Here is a 16,475-nt window from a genome sequence, read left to right as displayed (position 1 = left end):
CGAAGGGGCGCCCCGCCTATAAGGCTGCCTCCTTAGAAACATCGCCGCGGGCGTCGAGGATCGGGCCTCCCGAGCCCTCCGCCACGGCACGGGGAAAGCGCCATGGCCGGCCATTCACAGTTCAAGAACATCATGCACCGCAAGGGCCGCGTGGACGCGGTCCGCTCCAAGGTCTTCGGTAAGCTCGCCCGAGAGATCACCGTCGCGGCTAAGCTCGGCACCCCGGACCCGGCCATGAACCCGCGCCTGCGTGCCGCGGTGCTCGCGGCCCGGGCCGAGAACATGCCCAAGGACAATATCGAGCGGGCGATCAAGAAGGCCGCCGGTGCCGACGGCGAGAACTACGAGGAGATCCGCTACGAGGGCTACGGCCCGGGCGGCGCTGCGCTGATCGTCGAGGCGCAGACCGACAACCGCAATCGCACCGCCTCGGACGTGCGCTCCGCCTTCACCAAATCCGGCGGCAGCCTCGCCGAGACCGGGGCGGTGGCCTTCATGTTCGACCGCGTCGGCGTCATCGCCTTCCCGGCCTCGGTGGCGGATGCCGATTCGATGCTGGAGGCGGCGATCGAGGCGGGAGCCGACGACGTGCGCTCGGACGCGGACGGTCACGAGGTGACCTGCGCGCAGGATTCCTACGGCGAGGTCGCCAAGGCCCTCGAAGCCCGCTTCGGCGAGCCGACCCGCACCGGCCTCGTCTGGAAGGCGCAGAACACGATCGACGTCGATGACGAGACCGGCGAGAAGCTGGTTCGCCTGGTCGAGGTGATCGAGGATCAGGACGACGTGCAGAACGTCTACGTCAACTTCGCCCTCTCCGAAGCCCTGATGGCGAAGCTTCAGGGCTGAAGCGCATCTTCCTCCACGACGGCCGGAACCAGGGTTTCCGGCCGTTGCCAGGAGGAGGGCTGGTCGTCGGAGCCGGTGCCGAGGGGGCACTGGACCATCACGCTGTCGCTCCAGCGGCCGTATTTGTAGCCGATCGCCGGCAGGTACCCGACTCGGGTGAAGCCGCAGGCCTCGTGCAGGCGCAGGCTCGCCTCGTTGCGGGCATCGATATAGCCGATCATCTGCCGGTATCCGCCCGCGGCGCAGGCCTCGATGAGCGCCGGCAGCAGCCGGCGCCCGATCCCCGCATGCAGGTGGTTGGGATGCACGTAGATCGAGTGCTTCAGGGTGTAGCGATAGGCCGGCCGCTTGCGGAACGGCACGGCATAGGCGTAGCCCGCCACCGCGCCGCCCCGCTCGGCGACGAGGTGCGGCAGGCGCTTCTTGCGCATGTTCTTGCGCCGCCGCTTGAGGTCGTCGGGCAGCAGGCGCTCCTCCTCGAAATCGCCCGTGTCGCCGACGCCCCTGCGGATGTGGCACTCGTAGATCGCGATCATCGCCGGGACATCGGCGTCCGACGAGGGTCGGATCACGATGTCCTGGCCGTTGAGGAACCGCGCTGCGCCCTCCGCCATCAGGCGCCCTCGCGCAGCACATAGGTGTGGAAGCGGATCCGCCCGTCCGGATCGACCTCGCGGTAGACGCCCTGGATCTCCGCCTCGAAGCCGGGGAACAGGTTCGCCGAGGCCTCGAACATCTTGAAGTAGTCGAGCATGGGCTTCGCCCGCGCGTCGAGCCGCTCGCCCGGCAGCACGGTGCCGATGCCCGGCGGGTAGACCAGCATCAGGGTGGTGGCGATGCGCCCCTCGGCTTCTGCGATCGGCACGTAATCGACCTTGTTGCGGGTCAGCATCTGGGCGGCGGCCTTCGGCGCCATCACCATCTCGGGCAGGTGCTCGGGCATGAACTGCTTGCGCTGGAGGGCGGAGGTGTTCGCCTCGCGGTGGAAGTTGTGGAAGTCGGCGCAGAGGTCGCGCAGGCGCACGCCCCGGTAGCGCTTCGGCCGCCGGCCAACGAATTCCGGCATCGCCTCTTCGAGCAGCACGTTGTCGTCGTGCAGCCGCTTGAAGGCGACGAGGCCCGAAATGAGGGTGCCGGCTTTCGAGGATTCGACGCCCGGCGTGAGCAGGAAGAGCAGCGAGTTCAGGTCGTTCTTCTCGGCGACGATGCGGTTTTCACGCAGGTATTGGGCCACGATCGGGGCCGGGATGCCGTGCTCGGCATATTCGCCGGTCTTATGGTCGAAGCCGGGAGTGAGAACGGTGAGCTTGTTGGGATCGGTGATGGCGTAGCCCGGCGCCACCTTGGTGAAGCCGTGCCAGGAGGCGCCGGGTGTCAGCTCCCAGTACCGGGCGTCGTTCGCCAGCGCGTCGGTCGCGATGCTCTCCCAGGGAACCTCCGTGCCTTCGGGGCCGGTCACCACGTCCGGCACGAAGGGATCGAAGAACCAGCGTCGCTTGGGATCGGCTTCGTTCTCCTCGAACTCCTTGCGGATGGCGCGCACCTTCTTGCGCCACTCGATGCCGAGACGGATCGTATCGTCCCACAGCACCACGCCGGAGCGGCCCTTCATCATCTGCGCGCCCACGTCGAGGGAGGCGAAGAGCGGATAGAACGGCGAGGTGGAGGCGTGGACGAGGAAGCTCTCGTTCAGCCGCTTGTGCTCGACCCGGCGGGTCTGGCCGCGGATATGCCCGTCGCGGGTGTGGATCTGCGAGGCCTGGCTGAAGCTGGCGAGCTGCTTGTGGGTCGATTGGGTGGCGATGATGCCCGGCGAGGTTTCGTCGAGCCCGGTCAGGCCCATGGCGAAGCGGCGGGCATAGAGCGGGTGGAACTTCATGAAGCCCGCCCAGGCCTCGTCGAACAGGATGTAGTCGCAGAGGTGGCCGATCTTCTCGACGATCTCCTGCGCGTCGTAGATCGTGCCGTCATAGGTGCATTGCTCGATGACGGCGGCGCGGAAAGGGCGCTCCCGGCGCCAGGCTTCCTTGTCCTTCACCAGCGGGTTGTCCCGGATCTTCTCGCGGATCCGGGTCTCGTCGAGGGCCTCGTGGTAGATCGGCCCGATCAGGCCGAAGGCGTTGCGGTCCGTCTCCAGGAAGATCGGGATGCCGCCGCCCAGGAACAGGGCGCCGTGATGGGCCGCCTTGTGGTTGTTGCGGTCGAACAGCACGAGGTCGTCCTCGGCCACCAGCGCCGAGAGGGCGATCTTGTTGGAGGCCGAGGTGCCGTTGAGGACGAAGTAGGTCTTCTCCGCCCCGAAAATCTTGGCGGCCTCCTTCTGCGCCTTCAGGGCTGGGCCCTCGTGGGTCAGCAGGTCGCCGAGATCGAGCACCGAGTTGTCGAGGTCGTCGCGGAAGATCGCCTCGCCGAGATGCTCGACGAAGATCCGGCCGATCGGCGAGCGGTTGTAGAAGATGCCGCCATTGTGACCCGGGCAGGTCCACAGCTGGTTGCCCTCCTCGGCATAGTCGACGAGCGCGCCGAAGAAGGGCGTCTTCAGGGTCTCCGCATATTGGGTGACGCGGGAGACGAGGTTGCGGGCGATGAACTCCGGGGTCTCCTCGGCGAGGAAGATGTAGCCGTCGATGAAGTCGAGCAGCTCGACGGGGATGTCCTCGAGCCGCTTGCGCCGGACCATGATGACGATCGGCATTTCCAGGCCGCGCTTGCGCATCATGTCGATGAGCGCCGCGGCCTTGCCATCGAGGCCGCGCTTGCCCCAGTCGACCACGAGGCAGCCCACCGCGGCATCCGTCTGCACGGCGATGGCCGCGTCCTCGACGCGCCGGGCGCGCACCACCTCGAAGCCGCGCTGCTCGACGGCCGCCACGATCTGCGCGACCCGCGCGCCTTCGAGATCATCCGGGTCGAAGGCGGGAGCGCACATCAGCACGGTGAAGCGGCGGTGGAAATCCATTGAGCCCGGTTCTCCTCGCGAGGGGATGTCAGCCTTTCCGGCGCATCCGCGACGTTTCAATGACAGAGGGTGGAATACAGAGGCGCGCCTGCCCGTGCGAGCATCACGGCTCGGAGGCTCGCGACGATCGGCGCAGGCAGGTGCGGGAACAGCTTGGGATCGGTCCGGTTGCCGGAGGAACCTCAGGGAGCTCCGAGACCCGCCTCATGCCGAACGATCCGTTGAAGAAATACCCCCGTCCGCCCTTCGAGGGCCAGCCGCAGAGCTTCCCCGGAAAGACCGGCAAGATGATGCCCGAGCCTGACCACGGGGAGGAGAGCTACCGCGGTTCGGGCAAGCTCTCCGGCTTGGCGGCGCTCATTACCGGTGGCGACAGCGGCATTGGCCGAGCGGTGGCCATCGCCTATGCCCGTGAGGGTGCCGATGTGGCGATCTCCTACCTGCCCGAGGAGCAGAAGGACGCCGAGGCGGTCGCTGGCTGGGTCGAGAAGGCGGGGCGGCGCGCGCTGCTGCTGCCAGGCGACCTCAAGGATCCGGCCTATGGCCGCGAGATCGTCGCCCGCACCGTGGAGCGCTTCGGCCGCCTCGACATTCTGGTAAATAACGGCGCCTTCCAGCAGCCCAATGACGGGATCGAGGCGATCGAGGACACGATCTTCGAGGACCATTTCCGGACCAACGTCTTCGGCGCGTTCTACGTCACCAAGGCGGCGGTTCCGCATTTGAAGCCGGGCGCCTCGGTGATCTTCACCTCCTCGGTGAATTCCAAGCACCCGATGCCGACGCTCCTCGCCTACAGCGCCACCAAGGGTGCCCTCAGCAACCTCGTGCTCAGCCTTGCGCAGCTCCTGGCAGAGAAGGGCATCCGCGTGAACGGGGTGTTGCCGGGGCCGATCTGGACACCGTTCATCCCCTCTGGAATGCGCGAGGAGTCGGTGAAGAGCTTCGGCAGCCAGGTGCCCTTCGGCCGCCCCGGCCAGCCGGCGGAGCTCGCCTCCGCCTACGTCATGCTGGCGGCGGAGGAGAGCAGCTACACCTCCGGTACCCTGGTGACGGTGGCCGGCGCCATGTCGGTGCTCTGAGTGCCGACCCTAAAAGCAAAGAAGCCGCCCCGGATCCCGGGGCGGCTTCTTTGACGTTCGGTCGCCGCGCGCGACTCGAACGGGCTTACTTGATCTTGGCTTCCTTGAAATCCACGTGCTTGCGGGCGACGGGATCGTACTTGCGCATGGTCAGCTTCTCGGTCTGCGTGCGCGAGTTCTTCTTGGTCACGTAGAAGTAGCCCGTGTCGGCGGTCGAGACGAGACGGATCTTGACGGTAACGGCCTTGGCCATGTGTGGCTCCTGAAGCGGTGCTCAAGCGCCGGCCGGTCTCGCGAGAGGACCGCCACGGCGCTTCAAGGGTGAGGGCATTCCGCTTCGCGCGAAACGCAAAAGGGCCGGGGAAGCCCGGCCGAACTCGCGGGCGTGAATGCCCGATCGGCCGCTCTTCGTCAAGGCGAAGGGGGCGTTCAGGCCGGCGGGTAGGTGTGCTCTTCGGCCGGGAAGCGCCCGCTGCGCACCTCCTCCGCATAGGCCTGTACCGCCTCCTCGATATGGGAGCGCAGGGAGCCGTAGCTCTTCACGAATTTCGGAGAGCGGTCGGACAGGCCGAGCATATCCTCCAGCACCAGGATCTGCCCATCGCAATGGGCGGTGGCGCCGATGCCGATCGTCGGCGTGGTGATGGCCTCCGAGGTGGCGATGGCCTTGGCCACCGGCTCGACGATGCCCTCCATCACGATGGCGAAGGCGCCCGCATCGTTGATCGCGCGGGCGTCTTCCATCAGGCGACGCTCGCTCTCGGCGGTGCGGCCCTGGACGCGGAAGCCGCCCATCGTGTTCACCGATTGAGGGGTCAGGCCGATATGGCCCATCACCGGGATGCCGCGCTGGACCAGGAATTCGACGGTCTCGGCGAAGCGGGCGCCGCCCTCCATCTTGATCGCGCCGGCGCCGGTCTCCTTGAGCACGCGGGCGGCGTTCATGAAGGCCTGCTCGCGGCTCGCCTCGTAGGAGCCGAAGGGCATGTCGACAACGATCAGGGCCCGGCTGGTGCCGCGGATGACCGCCTGTGCCTGCAGAATCATCATCTCCAGGGTGACGGGCAGGGTCGATTCCATGCCGTGCATCACCATGCCCAGCGAATCGCCGACGAGGATGAAGTCGCAATGGGCGTCGAGGATGCTCGCCGTGTGGGCGTGATAGGCGGTGAGCGCGATGATCTTGCGCCCCTCGGCCTTGCGGCGCGCGAGGTCGACGGCCTTGACGCGGCGGGATTGCACGAGCTGCGACATGGCGGAACGCCCTTCCTGCCGCTCGAGACAGGCGAGTGCCGCAACGGATTCGCGGCGCTCGACGGGAGCGGCGTTACGATGCGGTGCCTATAAGCGGATTGCCGGCCGTTGCCCATTCCTTGAGCCGATGCGCCGGTACGAGGCGGGCGACCCGGAGGGGCCGCTGCGACCGATTTGGGTAACGGTTGACCCGTTCCCAGGCCCTTTGCGGGCGTTTCCTCCCTGGACTTCGGACCGCCTCCGGGCCTGCCTTTTTTCTGCCACAACCCGGCCCCTGTCAATCGGTCACAGAGGTTCGATGCGCTTGAATTTGCTGAAATTTCAGACGCAGGCCGGTTTGCCGGCGAAAGCGGCGCGAACGGGGCTCAGAGGGTTTTCTCCAGAAGAGATTCGATCCACTCCGGCTGCGTCTCGCCGACGGAGCGGCCGACCTCCTTGCCGTTTTTGAAGGCGATCAGCGTGCTCTGCATGGTGGCGCCGAAGCGGCGGACCAGGGGTTTCTGGCTGTCGAAATCGATCTCGAACAGGGCGAGATCCTTGTAGCGGGGCTCGGCGGAGAGGCGGGCGAGAATCGGCTTCTGCGCCTTGCAGATCGGGCACCAGGGCGCGCTGATCGCGACGAGAATCGGCCGCCCGGCGGCCTGCGCGGCTTCGAAGCCGGCTTCGTCGAAGGGAAGCGCGGCTCCGAAGCCGGCTTCGAGCCCAGCTCCGAGGACGAGGAGACTGAAGAGAATCGATCGGCGGTCGAGCATGGAACCCTCAGCGCTGCGCGGCACCCCCGCTCGCGCCCCAAGCCGGATCCGGCTTGAGCACGCTCGTCTCGTGCGCGTCCTGCCAGCCCTCAATGCCCGACGGGAACCAGTGCACGTTGGTGTAGCCGGCAAGCACGAGCCGCTTGCCCGCGTTCCAGCTGCCCCAGCATTCCGGATGGCAGAAGGTGACGATGGCGCGGGCCTTGTCGCCGCCGGTCAGGTCCTCGACGCGCTTGAGGAAGGTCGCCTCCCGTTCCGGCGGCAGGGGCACCGCGCCGGCATTCGGGAACCAGACCGCGCCGGGGATCGAGCGGTGGGCCGGGAACCAGGGCCGGTCCGGCGGCAGGCCCTCCGGCTTGCGGTCGGCCAGCGCCACGTCGATCAGCACGGGCTTGGCCTCCGCCTGGAGCGCCTCCAGCGCGGCGAGGTCGACGACCTTGGCGCCCTTCAGCGTCGGCGGGGTGTAGCCGCGCTGCGGCCCGGTATAGAGGCCCTCCGGCTCTGGCACGTCGACCGGCGAATTGGCCGGCCCCGCCGCTCCGAGGAGCAGGGCGAGGCCGGCGAGGGCGGCGAGGCGAAGACAGGCCTGCATCGTGTCCGCCCGCTCAGTTGCTCGGCGAGGGGGCATTGAAGGTCTGCTCCCAGTGCCCGTCCTGGTTGTCGGAGGCCACGACCTTGATCGGGCCCTTGCCCTCCGGGAGGAAGGCGAAGTTGATCACCGGGTTCGAGGCGATGGAGATGTCGCCGTCGAGGTGGAAGATCAGCTTGTCGCCGTAGGAGACGTCGAGCTTGTTGATGTAGCGCGCCGGCGTGTAGTCGCGGGTGATCTGGTTCATTTGCATGCCGGAAAAGTTCGGGTGGCGGACCATCAGCGTCGCCTCGACCGGCTTGCCGGGGGCCGGCTCGCCGCCGAACTTCATGCGCATCTCGCCCATGCCCTTCATGGCCTCCTCGTCGCTCATGCCCATGGGCGCGGAGCAGCCGCCCGAGGCCTTCACGAACTTGGCGGATTCGAAGAGCTTGCCGTCCTTCGTCTCCACGACGGCGTGGACGTTCGTGTAGTTGTTCACCCGCACCCGGAGCTTGATCTCGCCCGGGTCGGCCGCCGGGCCGAAGGTGAAGTGGGCGGCGTAGGGCGACGGATTGTCGTCGATCACGAAGGAGAGCGCCTTGACCTTGTCCTTCTCGGGCATGGTCAGGGTGATCGGCACCAGGGCGGCGTCGAGGGCGCGGGCGGGGGCGTCGATCTTCACGACGTTCTCGCCGGGTTCGATCGCCCGGTCGCCGAAGATGGAGGTCTTCACCTCCTTCCAGCGGGCGGCGCGCTCCTCGTCGGAATCGGTGGCGCCGGCGCGCGCCTGGCCCGTGCTCAGCGCCGCGGCCGACAGGGTCAGCCCGAGGGCGAGGATCCAGTTCTTCATGGCGTGAACCTCCACTCTAAATTGATGTAGCCCCGCCTCATTCCCACTCAAGCTCTTTATAGGCCTGCGTGACGTTGCGGCCGTGATAGGTGTCGAACAACGCCCATTGCCCGCGCTCGGATTGGGCCACCGTCGCCACCGCCTGCTCGATCGGCAGGCCGGTGGAGATCGCCTTCCGGGTCTCGTCGCGCAGGGCACCGAGATAACGCGCGAGGTTGGCGGCCTCGGGCGCGAAATCGACCAGGGTGGGGCCGTGGCCCGGCACGGCACGCGTGGCGCCCATCGCCTTCAGCACCTCGATCTCCTTGAACCAGCCGAGCAGGCTGCCATCGAGGGAGGGGATGCGGCCGACGAAGAGCAGGTCGGCGGGAAACAAGAGGCCGCTCTCGTGGTCGAGCATCGAGAGGTCGCTGCTGGTATGGGCGGCGCCGTGGGCGTGGAAGCTGAGCCGGCGCCCGCCGAGATCGATCTCGGCCGAATCCTTCACCGTCATGGTTGGGTAGACCACGGTGCCGGCCTTGTCCTCGCCGAGGATCTCGGCGAGCCGCTTGCGGTAGAACTCGCCGCGGGCATCGAGGGCCTCGCGCAGGCTCGCATGGCCGATGAAGGTCGGCTTGTCCGCGGCAAAGGCGGCCGCGCCGAAGCAATGGTCGGGATGGACGTGGGTCAGCACCACGTAGCGGATCGGCTTGTCCGTGCGCTTGGCGATCTCGGCCCGCAGCCACTGCCCATCGGCGAGGCTGCCGCCGGATTCGGTGACGAGCACCCCGTCCTTGCCGACGATGAAGCCGATATTGGCGATGGCGTCGTCGTTCTCCGGCGTCGCCTCCGCATCGGGGCCGCGGCGGATGAAGGTCCCGGGGGCCACCTCGTCGAGGGCGAACGATTCGGCGGCCCGTCCCAAGGCCGGCAGACAGCAGAGGCAAAGGCCGCCGAACAGGGCCTCGCGCCGGGAGGCGCGCCCGAAGGGAGGACGCTCCGCGGCGGCGACACCCTTTCCGACCGCTCCCGCAGCCATCGACCATTTCCTCCTGATTTATATTGCTACCATCTAGTAGGTAGATTTTTGCCGCGTCAAGTGCGAGACCTAGCTTTCCAGGGATCCGAAACGGTCACCGTCCCGTGACCGGCCCCCGCGCGACGACCCGAAGACGACCCCGACGACGCCCATGAGAGACACCCGTGCCGAGCTTCTGGTCCAGGCGGAGATCCTGGTGCGGGGCCGTGGCTATTCCGGCTTCAGCTATGCGGACCTCGCGGAGACGGTGGGGATCCGCAAGGCGAGCATCCATCACCATTTCCGCACCAAGGAAGACCTGGCCCGCGCCCTGATCGAGGCCTACGACGCCCGCTACGACGCGGCGCTCGACACGATCCTGAGCGAGAGCGGGGACGGGCTGGCGCGGATCGCGGCCTATGCCCGGCTCTATCTCCTCGGCGTCGAGCAGGGGCTCGGCTGCCTCTGCGCGGCTTTGGCCGTGGAGCTCGACACGCTGCCCGCCGCGCTCAAGGGCGACATCGCCCGCTTCTTCGACAAGCATATCCGCTGGCTGGAGCGGGTGATCGGGGAGGGCGTCGCCAGCGGCACGCTCCGCGCCGACCTCGACCCGCCCGCCCAGGCCCGGATGGTGGTGGCGACCCTGGAGGGCGCCCTCCTGCTGGAGCGTCTGCTCGCCGGCGCGGAGGGGTTCGGCAATGCCGTCCGGGCCCTGACGGAGGCGTTGAGGCCGCGGTGAGGGGGGGCGATTCCGGAGGAGCCACCTCCGGCGACTCCCCCTCACCGCCGCTCCGATGAACCGAAGACCGGCCGGGTCTTCAGCCCAGCAACCCGCTCACAAGAACCGCGCCGGGTCCGTCTCGGGGCGGGGGGGGCGGACGTCCATGCGGTTCCACCAGCCGCCGCCGAGCGCCTGGAACAGGGCGGCGGTGTCGGCATACTGGTTGGCGCGGGCGCTGGCGGAATTCACCAGCGCCGAGAGATAGGCCTGCTGCGCGATGAGCAGCGTCGCGCTGTTGACGGCCCCGGCCTCGAACTGCTTGCGGATCAGCCCGACGCTCTCGCCGGTCGCCTTCTCCGCCGCGCCCGCGGCCGCGACCGCGTCGGCATCCGATTGCAGCGCCCGCAGCACGTCGGCGACGTTCTGGAAGGCCGAAATGACCACCGCCCGGTACTGGGCCTGGGCCACGTTGAGCGCCTCCTCGGAGGCCCGCTGCCGCCGGTAGAGCGTGCCCGCGTCGAAGAGGGGCTGCGCGATGGTGCCGACGATGCCGTAGAAGCTCGCCGCCGAGGTGGCGAGCTGGGCGATGCGGGTGGCCGAGGAGCCGCCATTCGCGGTGATGGTGAACTGGGGCAGCCGGTTCGCCACGGCGACGCCGAGATCGGCGCTGGCCTGGTGCACCGCGGCTTCCGCCGCCTTCACGTCCGGCCGCTGCTGCACGAGGCTGGAGGGTAGGCTGACCGGGAGCTTGGTCGGCAGCTTGAGGCTCGCGAGGGTGAAGGTCTGGGTGACCTCCTCGCTCGGGAAGCGGCCGACCAGGGCGGTGAGCAGGTTGCGCTGCTGGGCGAGCTGCTTCTCCAGCGGCGGCAGGAGCTGCTGCGAGACCGAGAGCTGGGCCTGCTGCTGCACCACGTCGGCCCCGGCGACCTGCCCGAGGGAGAGCTGCTTGTTGTAGAGCTGCAGCACCTCCGTCTGTGCCTGGATCACGCGCTTGGTCGCGTCGATCTGCGCCCGCAGGGAGGCCTCCTGGATCGCGGCGAGCACCACGTTGGAGGTGAGGGTGAGATAGGCCGCCTCCAGCTGGAAGCGCTGGTTCTCGGCCTGTGCCTCCAGCGACTCGATCTGGCGGCGGTTGCCGCCGAACACGTCCGGCGTGAAGGCGACCTGCACCTGCGGCGTGTAGAGGCTGTAGAGGAGCTGGTTGGGATTCTGCAGCGGACTCTGCAGGTCCCCGCCCGGCACCTTCTGGCGCGAGGCGAGGCCGTTGAAGCCGACGGTCGGGAAGAGTGTGCCCTTCTGCGCCAGGATGTTCTCGCGGGCCATGCGCAGGGTGGCCTGGGCCGCGTCGAGGCTCGGATTGTTGGCGAGCGCCTCCTCGACGAGGCGGTTCAGCGCCTTGGAGCGGAACAGGCGCCACCACTCGCCGGGGATGTCGGCCCCGTGCACGAAATCCTGGTCGGCCGAGCCGCCCTGGCTCGTCGCCACGCCCGCGGCCGCGCGCGGATCCTTGAGCGGGCCCTTCGTGTAGCCGGCGACCTGCGGATCGCTCGGGGCCACGAAGTCGGGACCCACGGCGCAGCCCGCCTGTGCCAGCGCGGCGAAGAGCGCGAGCGCGGCGGCGGCGAGGCTGCGCGGCCGTCCCTGAAGCATCCTGGCGCCCGCTCCCCGATCGCGTGCCGACGCCCCGTAGAGGTGGGGGAGGGGCCCGCCTGTCAACGCGGCTCCGGCCGCACGGGGCCTGCCGCGGCGGGGCTGTGGCCTGGGCAACACGGCGGATTCTTTCACGCGGCGGCCCTCGCATGGGCGCCGGGCTGGGCGGCGGAATTCGGGCGGCGGCGGGAGAACAGGCCGATCAGCACCGGCACCACCACGAGGATCAGGTTCGGCGCGAGCAGGATGCCGCCCACCACCACGAGGGCCAGCGGCTTCTGCACCTGCGAGCCGATGCCGGTGGAGACCGCCGCCGGGAGCAGGCCGACGCAGGCAGCCACGCAGGTCATCATCACCGGCCGCATGCGCACGTTGGCGGCGTTCCAGACCGCCGCCGCCCGGCTCTGCCCCTCCTCGAGGAGCTGGTTGTAATAGGCGAGCAGGATCACGCCCTCCATCGTCGAGATGCCGAACAGGGCGATGAAGCCGATCGCCGCCGAGATCGAGAACGGCGTGCCCGTCAGCACCAGGGCGAAGATGCCGCCGATCATCGCCATCGGGATCACCGAGAGGGTGAGCAGCATGTCGGAGACGGAGGAGAAGTTCACGAACAGGAGCAGGGCGATCAGGGCGAGGGTGATCGGCACCACCACGCTCAGGCGGGCCACCGCCTCCTTGAGATTGGTGAACTGGCCGACCCATTCGAGATGGTAGCCGGCGGGCAGCGCGACCTCCTCGGCGACCCGGCGCTGCGCCTCGATCACGGCGCTGCCGAGGTCGCGCCCGCGCACCGAGAACTTCACCGGGATGTAGCGCTCCTGGTCCTCGCGGTAGATGAAGGCCGCGCCCGAGACGAGCTCGACGGTGGCGATCTCGGAGAGGGGCACCTGGATGACGCTGCCGTTGCTGGCGGTGGCGCCGATGGTGATGTTGCGGATCGTCTCCAGGGAGCGCCGGTATTCGGGCGCCAGGCGCACCCGCATCGGGAAGTGCCGGTCCGAGCCGTATTCGTAGAGGTCGCCCGCGGTCTGGCCGCCGATCGCCGCCTGCACCGTGGTGTTCACGTCGCCCGGCGCGAGGCCGTAGCGGGCCGCCTTGCGCCGGTCGATGTCGATGCGCACCGTCGGCTGGCCGAGGGAGGTGAAGACGGCGAGGTCCTCGATCCCGGGGATGGTCGAGAGCACGCGCTTGATCGCCTCGGCGGTCTTGGTGATCTCGTTGAGGTCGGTGCCGTAGATCTTGACGGAGTTCTCGCCCTTCACGCCCGAGGCCGCTTCCTGGACGTTGTCCTCGATGTACTGGGAGAAGTTGAACTCGATGCCGGGATACTGCGCGTCGAACTTCGCCTGCAGGTCGGCGATGATGTCCTCCTTCGAGATGCCCTTGCGCCACTCGCCGATCGGCTTCAGCGGGGCCAGGATCTCGACGTTGAAGAAGCCCGTCGCGTCGGTGCCGTCGTTGGGCCGGCCCTGCTGCGAGATCACGGTGACGACCTCCGGCACCGCCTGGACCAGCTTGCGGATGCCCTGGACGTAGGAATCCCCCGCCTCCAGCGAGATCGAGCCCGGCATGGTGCCGCGGATATAGAGGTTGCCCTCCTCGAGCTTGGGCAGGAATTCGAGGCCCAGGGTCCGCGCCGCGATGCCGGAGGCGCCGAGCATGGCGAAGATCCCGAGCAGGGCGAGCAGCTTGTTGCGCAGGGCGAAGCGCAGGATCAGCACGTGGCCGAAGCGCAGCAGGCGCACGATCAGCGTGTCCTTCTCCTCCACGTGGTTCGGCAGGATCAGGGCCGAGAGGGCCGGGGAAACGGTGAAGGTCGCGAGCAGGCCGCCGATCAGCGCGTAGGCGTAGGTCTTGGCCATGGGGCCGAAGATGTGGCCCTCGACGCCGGTCAGGGTGAAGAGCGGCAGGAAGCCGACGATGATGATCGTGGCCGAGAAGAAGATCGCCCGGTTCACCTCCATGCCGGCGATGGCGATGGTGGCGAGGCGGCCGCTGAGCCCCGGCGGCGGCGCCTGGCCCTCGCCGTGCTCGGGCTCGGCGCAGTGGCGGAAGATGTTCTCCACCATGATAACGGTGGCGTCGACGATCAGGCCGAAATCGATCGCGCCGAGGGAGAGCAGGTTGGCCGAGTCCCCGCGCAGCACCAGGATCGTGATGGCGAAGCCCAGGGCGAAGGGGATGGTCGCGGCCACGATGATGGCGCTGCGCAAGGAGCCCAGGAACAGCCACTGCACCACGAAGACCAGCACCACGCCGAAGACGAGGTTGTGCATGACCGTGTGGGTGGTGGTCTCGATCAGGCCGCGCCGGTCGTAGATCCGCTCGATCTTCACGCCCGGGGGCAGGATGCCGCCGGCGTTGATGCGGTCGATCTCCGCCTCGACGCGCTTGAGGGTCGGCAGGGACTCGCCGCCGCGGCTCATCAGGACGATGCCCTCGACCACGTCGCTGTCCGCGTCGTGCCCGACGATGCCGAGCCGCGGCGCGCTCGACACCCGCACCTCGGCGACGTCGCGCACCAGCACTGGCACGCCGTTCACCTGGGTGAGCATGGTGTCGCCGATATCGTCCATGTCGCGGATCAGGCCGATGCCGCGCACCACGGCCGATTGCTCGCCGACGTTCAGCGTCTGGCCGCCGACATTGATCGAGGAGTTGTTCAGCGCGGTGACGAGCTGCACCAGGGTCATGCCGTGGGATTGCAGCCGGGCGAGATCGACGGAAATCTCGTATTCCTTGGCCTTGCCGCCGAAGGCGGTGACGTCGACCACGCCGGGAATCGCCTTGAAGCGGCGCTGCAGCACCCAGTCCTGCAGGGTCTTCATGTCCGTGGAGCTGAAGCCCGCCGGCCCGAGCAGCTTGTAGCGCATGATCTCGCCCACCGGGCTCGTCGGCGAGATCTGCGGCTGGGCGCCGTTGGGCAGTGGGGGCAGCTGCGACAGCCGGTTGAGGACGCGCTGGAGCGCCTCCTGATAGGTGAACTCGTAGTTGAACTGGATCTTCACGTCGGACAGGCCGAACAGCGAGATCGTGCGTACCACGGTGGCGTTGGGGATGCCCGCGAGCTGCACCTCGAGGGGGATCGTGATGTAGCGCTCGATCTCGTCCGCGGACTGGCCGGGCACCTGCGTGATCACGTCGACCAGCGGCGGCACCGGATCGGGGTAGGCCTCGATGTTGAGCTGGGTGTAGCTGGCATAGCCGATCCCGAGGGTCATCAGGAACAGCAGGAACACCAGCACCCGCTGGCGCAGGGAGAAGGCGATCAGCGCGTTCACGACGCCTTCTCCCCGCTCGCCGCCCGGTCGATGAACAGGGCGCCGCGGGTCACGATGGATTCGCCGGGCTTCAGCCCCTCGACGACCTGCACGAAGTCGCCGTTGGTGAGCCCGAGCTTCACGTCCCGGGCCTCGACCGCGCCATCGGGGCGGGCGACCCAGACATGGGCGCGCTCGCCCTCGTAGACCACGGCGGCGCTGGGCACGCCCGGCGAGGCCCGGTCGTCGCCGGTGACGATGGTGAAGCTCGCGAACATCTCGGGCTTCAGCAGGCGGTCGGGATTCTCCACCTCGCTGCGCACCGCGAGCCGGCGCGTGGCCGGGTCGAGGCTCGCGGCCATGTAGTCGACCTTCGCCTTGAAGGTGAGGCGCGGCAGCCCGACCACCCGGGCCTCGACCACCTGGCCGATCTTGATCCGGGGCACCTCGCTCTCGCGGACATTGGCGATGAGCCAGACCGTGGAGAGATCGCCGATCACGAAGACCGGATCGCTGTTGGAGGAGATGTACTGCCCGACGCCCACCTTGCGCTGGACGATGGTGCCGGCGATCGGCGCCCGGATCTCGGTCTCGGAGCTGAGGGTGCCGTTCCGCTCGAACTGCACGATCTCGGCGTCGGTCTTGCCCAGGAGCCGCAGGCGGTTCTTCACCGCCTGGAGCGAGGCTTCCGCCGTGCCGAGGTCGCTCTGGGCGGCGATGACGTCGTTCTGGGCGGACTGATAGTCCTTGAGCGCCGTGGCCCGGGCCTGGAACAGCTCCTGCTGCCGGGCGGCGATGGTCTGGTTGAGCTTCAGCAGGGCCTGCGTCTTGTGCAGGGTGTTGAGGGCGGCCTGGTAGTCGTTCTGGGCCTGGACCATGTCCGTGGCCTCCATGGTCAGCAGGACCTGGTTGGCCTTCACGCGGTCGCCCGCCCGCACCAGCACCTTGTTGACGCGCCCGGCATAGGGCGAGGTCACGGGCACGTTGTCGTCGTCGTTGAGGGCGATGCGCCCCTCCGCCGAGCCCTCGGGCCGGAACAGCATCGTCTCCACGGGCTTGATCGCGAAGGCGTTGCGCTGCTCGGCGCTGGGCTTGAACACGCGCAGGCCCGAGGCGGGCCTGGCCTCGGCCGCCTCGTTCTCCGCCGTCTCGCCCTCCTTGACGTCGTGGAGGAGGGCGACCGCCTGCGCGATCAGCTCCCGCGTGCGCTGCGGCCAGATGGCGATCGCGGCGACGCCCGCGACGACGAGCGACAGGAGGAGGGCGATCCGCAGCAGGGCGGAGCGGCGCCCCCGGCGATGGGCGCGCTCGGAATCGATCTGGTCGCGCATGTCCGGCGTGGTCGTGTTTCGGGCGTCCATGGACGGGTCAGGCTCGGCGTCGGATGGGGCGGAAGGCGGTGCCGGATGGCCCGTCCGTGCGGAGCGGCGCTCCCTGTGCACCGAAACCGCGACGGGCGCGCGGGAAAGCGTCGGATTGCCCCATCAGCTTTTCGTGAGCCGCCGGCCGCCGGGACACGGGCTCCCACGG

14 protein-coding genes are annotated in these 16,475 nt (G+C 68.5%); 3 read left to right on the top strand and 11 right to left on the bottom strand.

Annotation, left to right across the window (positions count from 1 at the left end):
• The first annotated feature begins 102 nt into the window (after positions 1 to 102).
• Positions 103 to 849 (top strand): YebC/PmpR family DNA-binding transcriptional regulator, encoded by a 747-nt coding sequence (locus tag MFF21_RS16005; protein ID WP_238312277.1) that lies wholly within the window; start codon positions 103 to 105, stop codon positions 847 to 849.
• Here the strand turns inward: MFF21_RS16005 and MFF21_RS16000 are convergent.
• Positions 840 to 1,463 (bottom strand): GNAT family N-acetyltransferase, encoded by a 624-nt coding sequence (locus MFF21_RS16000; RefSeq protein WP_238312276.1) that lies wholly within the window; start codon positions 1,461 to 1,463, stop codon positions 840 to 842. The two genes, MFF21_RS16005 and MFF21_RS16000, sit on opposite strands and share 10 nt — an antisense overlap.
• The gene (locus MFF21_RS15995) at positions 1,463 to 3,808 is read right to left on the bottom strand and encodes an Orn/Lys/Arg family decarboxylase (protein WP_238312274.1); all 2,346 of its coding nucleotides are present in this window, start codon (positions 3,806 to 3,808) and stop codon (positions 1,463 to 1,465) included. The genes MFF21_RS16000 and MFF21_RS15995 overlap by 1 nt, the downstream gene beginning before the upstream one ends.
• Before the next feature lie 206 nt (positions 3,809 to 4,014).
• On the opposite strand from MFF21_RS15995, the gene MFF21_RS15990 reads away from it, so the two are divergent.
• The gene (locus MFF21_RS15990) at positions 4,015 to 4,890 is read left to right on the top strand and encodes an SDR family oxidoreductase (protein ID WP_238312272.1); all 876 of its coding nucleotides are present in this window, start codon (positions 4,015 to 4,017) and stop codon (positions 4,888 to 4,890) included.
• Between the two features lie 85 nt (positions 4,891 to 4,975).
• On the opposite strand, the gene rpmG is transcribed toward MFF21_RS15990, so the two are convergent.
• The 6 genes from rpmG to MFF21_RS15960 all read right to left on the bottom strand — a co-directional run bounded on the left by rpmG (position 4,976) and on the right by MFF21_RS15960 (position 9,335).
• Positions 4,976 to 5,143, bottom strand: coding sequence for a 50S ribosomal protein L33 (gene rpmG, locus MFF21_RS15985; RefSeq protein WP_238312271.1), 168 nt, complete (start codon positions 5,141 to 5,143; stop codon positions 4,976 to 4,978).
• 176 nt (positions 5,144 to 5,319) lie between these two features.
• Positions 5,320 to 6,144, bottom strand: a complete 825-nt coding sequence (gene panB, locus MFF21_RS15980; protein WP_238312269.1) for a 3-methyl-2-oxobutanoate hydroxymethyltransferase — start codon at positions 6,142 to 6,144, stop codon at positions 5,320 to 5,322.
• Between the two features lie 365 nt (positions 6,145 to 6,509).
• Positions 6,510 to 6,896, bottom strand: coding sequence for a thioredoxin family protein (locus tag MFF21_RS15975; RefSeq protein ID WP_238312267.1), 387 nt, complete (start codon positions 6,894 to 6,896; stop codon positions 6,510 to 6,512).
• A 7-nt stretch (positions 6,897 to 6,903) separates the two neighbouring features.
• Positions 6,904 to 7,488, bottom strand: coding sequence for a rhodanese-like domain-containing protein (locus tag MFF21_RS15970; RefSeq protein WP_238312266.1), 585 nt, complete (start codon positions 7,486 to 7,488; stop codon positions 6,904 to 6,906).
• A 13-nt stretch (positions 7,489 to 7,501) separates the two neighbouring features.
• On the bottom strand, positions 7,502 to 8,317 hold the full coding sequence (locus MFF21_RS15965) for a quinoprotein dehydrogenase-associated SoxYZ-like carrier (RefSeq protein WP_238312264.1): 816 nt from the start codon (positions 8,315 to 8,317) through the stop codon (positions 7,502 to 7,504).
• A 37-nt stretch (positions 8,318 to 8,354) separates the two neighbouring features.
• Positions 8,355 to 9,335 (bottom strand): quinoprotein relay system zinc metallohydrolase 2, encoded by a 981-nt coding sequence (locus MFF21_RS15960; RefSeq protein WP_238312262.1) that lies wholly within the window; start codon positions 9,333 to 9,335, stop codon positions 8,355 to 8,357.
• 151 nt (positions 9,336 to 9,486) lie between these two features.
• On the opposite strand from MFF21_RS15960, the gene MFF21_RS15955 reads away from it, so the two are divergent.
• Positions 9,487 to 10,053 (top strand): TetR/AcrR family transcriptional regulator, encoded by a 567-nt coding sequence (locus tag MFF21_RS15955; RefSeq protein ID WP_238312260.1) that lies wholly within the window; start codon positions 9,487 to 9,489, stop codon positions 10,051 to 10,053.
• Between the two features lie 96 nt (positions 10,054 to 10,149).
• Here the strand turns inward: MFF21_RS15955 and MFF21_RS15950 are convergent, their stop codons facing one another.
• The 3 genes from MFF21_RS15950 to MFF21_RS15940 form a co-directional block, all read right to left on the bottom strand.
• Positions 10,150 to 11,685: an efflux transporter outer membrane subunit gene (locus MFF21_RS15950; protein ID WP_238312258.1), complete on the bottom strand. Its 1,536-nt coding sequence runs from the start codon at positions 11,683 to 11,685 to the stop codon at positions 10,150 to 10,152.
• A gap of 131 nt (positions 11,686 to 11,816) precedes the next feature.
• On the bottom strand, positions 11,817 to 14,966 hold the full coding sequence (locus tag MFF21_RS15945) for an efflux RND transporter permease subunit (RefSeq protein WP_238312257.1): 3,150 nt from the start codon (positions 14,964 to 14,966) through the stop codon (positions 11,817 to 11,819).
• Positions 14,963 to 16,306, bottom strand: coding sequence for an efflux RND transporter periplasmic adaptor subunit (locus MFF21_RS15940; RefSeq protein ID WP_238312254.1), 1,344 nt, complete (start codon positions 16,304 to 16,306; stop codon positions 14,963 to 14,965). Before MFF21_RS15940 ends, MFF21_RS15945 begins: the two co-directional genes overlap by 4 nt.
• Positions 16,307 to 16,475 lie beyond the last annotated feature (169 nt).

This window comes from Methylobacterium organophilum, from assembly GCF_022179465.1.
GTDB classification, from domain to species: Bacteria; Pseudomonadota; Alphaproteobacteria; order Rhizobiales; family Beijerinckiaceae; genus Methylobacterium; species Methylobacterium organophilum.
This window is presented reverse-complemented; position numbering and strand designations above follow the sequence as displayed.

Coding starts and splice junctions, on each gene's coding strand:
- MFF21_RS16005 (WP_238312277.1), top strand. CDS start 103: ATGGCCGGCCATTCACAGTTCAAGAACATCATGCACCGCAAGGGCCGC.
- MFF21_RS16000 (WP_238312276.1), bottom strand. CDS start 1,463: ATGGCGGAGGGCGCAGCGCGGTTCCTCAACGGCCAGGACATCGTGATC.
- MFF21_RS15995 (WP_238312274.1), bottom strand. CDS start 3,808: ATGGATTTCCACCGCCGCTTCACCGTGCTGATGTGCGCTCCCGCCTTC.
- MFF21_RS15990 (WP_238312272.1), top strand. CDS start 4,015: ATGCCGAACGATCCGTTGAAGAAATACCCCCGTCCGCCCTTCGAGGGC.
- rpmG (WP_238312271.1), bottom strand. CDS start 5,143: ATGGCCAAGGCCGTTACCGTCAAGATCCGTCTCGTCTCGACCGCCGAC.
- panB (WP_238312269.1), bottom strand. CDS start 6,144: ATGTCGCAGCTCGTGCAATCCCGCCGCGTCAAGGCCGTCGACCTCGCG.
- MFF21_RS15975 (WP_238312267.1), bottom strand. CDS start 6,896: ATGCTCGACCGCCGATCGATTCTCTTCAGTCTCCTCGTCCTCGGAGCT.
- MFF21_RS15970 (WP_238312266.1), bottom strand. CDS start 7,488: ATGCAGGCCTGTCTTCGCCTCGCCGCCCTCGCCGGCCTCGCCCTGCTC.
- MFF21_RS15965 (WP_238312264.1), bottom strand. CDS start 8,317: ATGAAGAACTGGATCCTCGCCCTCGGGCTGACCCTGTCGGCCGCGGCG.
- MFF21_RS15960 (WP_238312262.1), bottom strand. CDS start 9,335: ATGGCTGCGGGAGCGGTCGGAAAGGGTGTCGCCGCCGCGGAGCGTCCT.
- MFF21_RS15955 (WP_238312260.1), top strand. CDS start 9,487: ATGAGAGACACCCGTGCCGAGCTTCTGGTCCAGGCGGAGATCCTGGTG.
- MFF21_RS15950 (WP_238312258.1), bottom strand. CDS start 11,685: ATGCTTCAGGGACGGCCGCGCAGCCTCGCCGCCGCCGCGCTCGCGCTC.
- MFF21_RS15940 (WP_238312254.1), bottom strand. CDS start 16,306: ATGGACGCCCGAAACACGACCACGCCGGACATGCGCGACCAGATCGAT.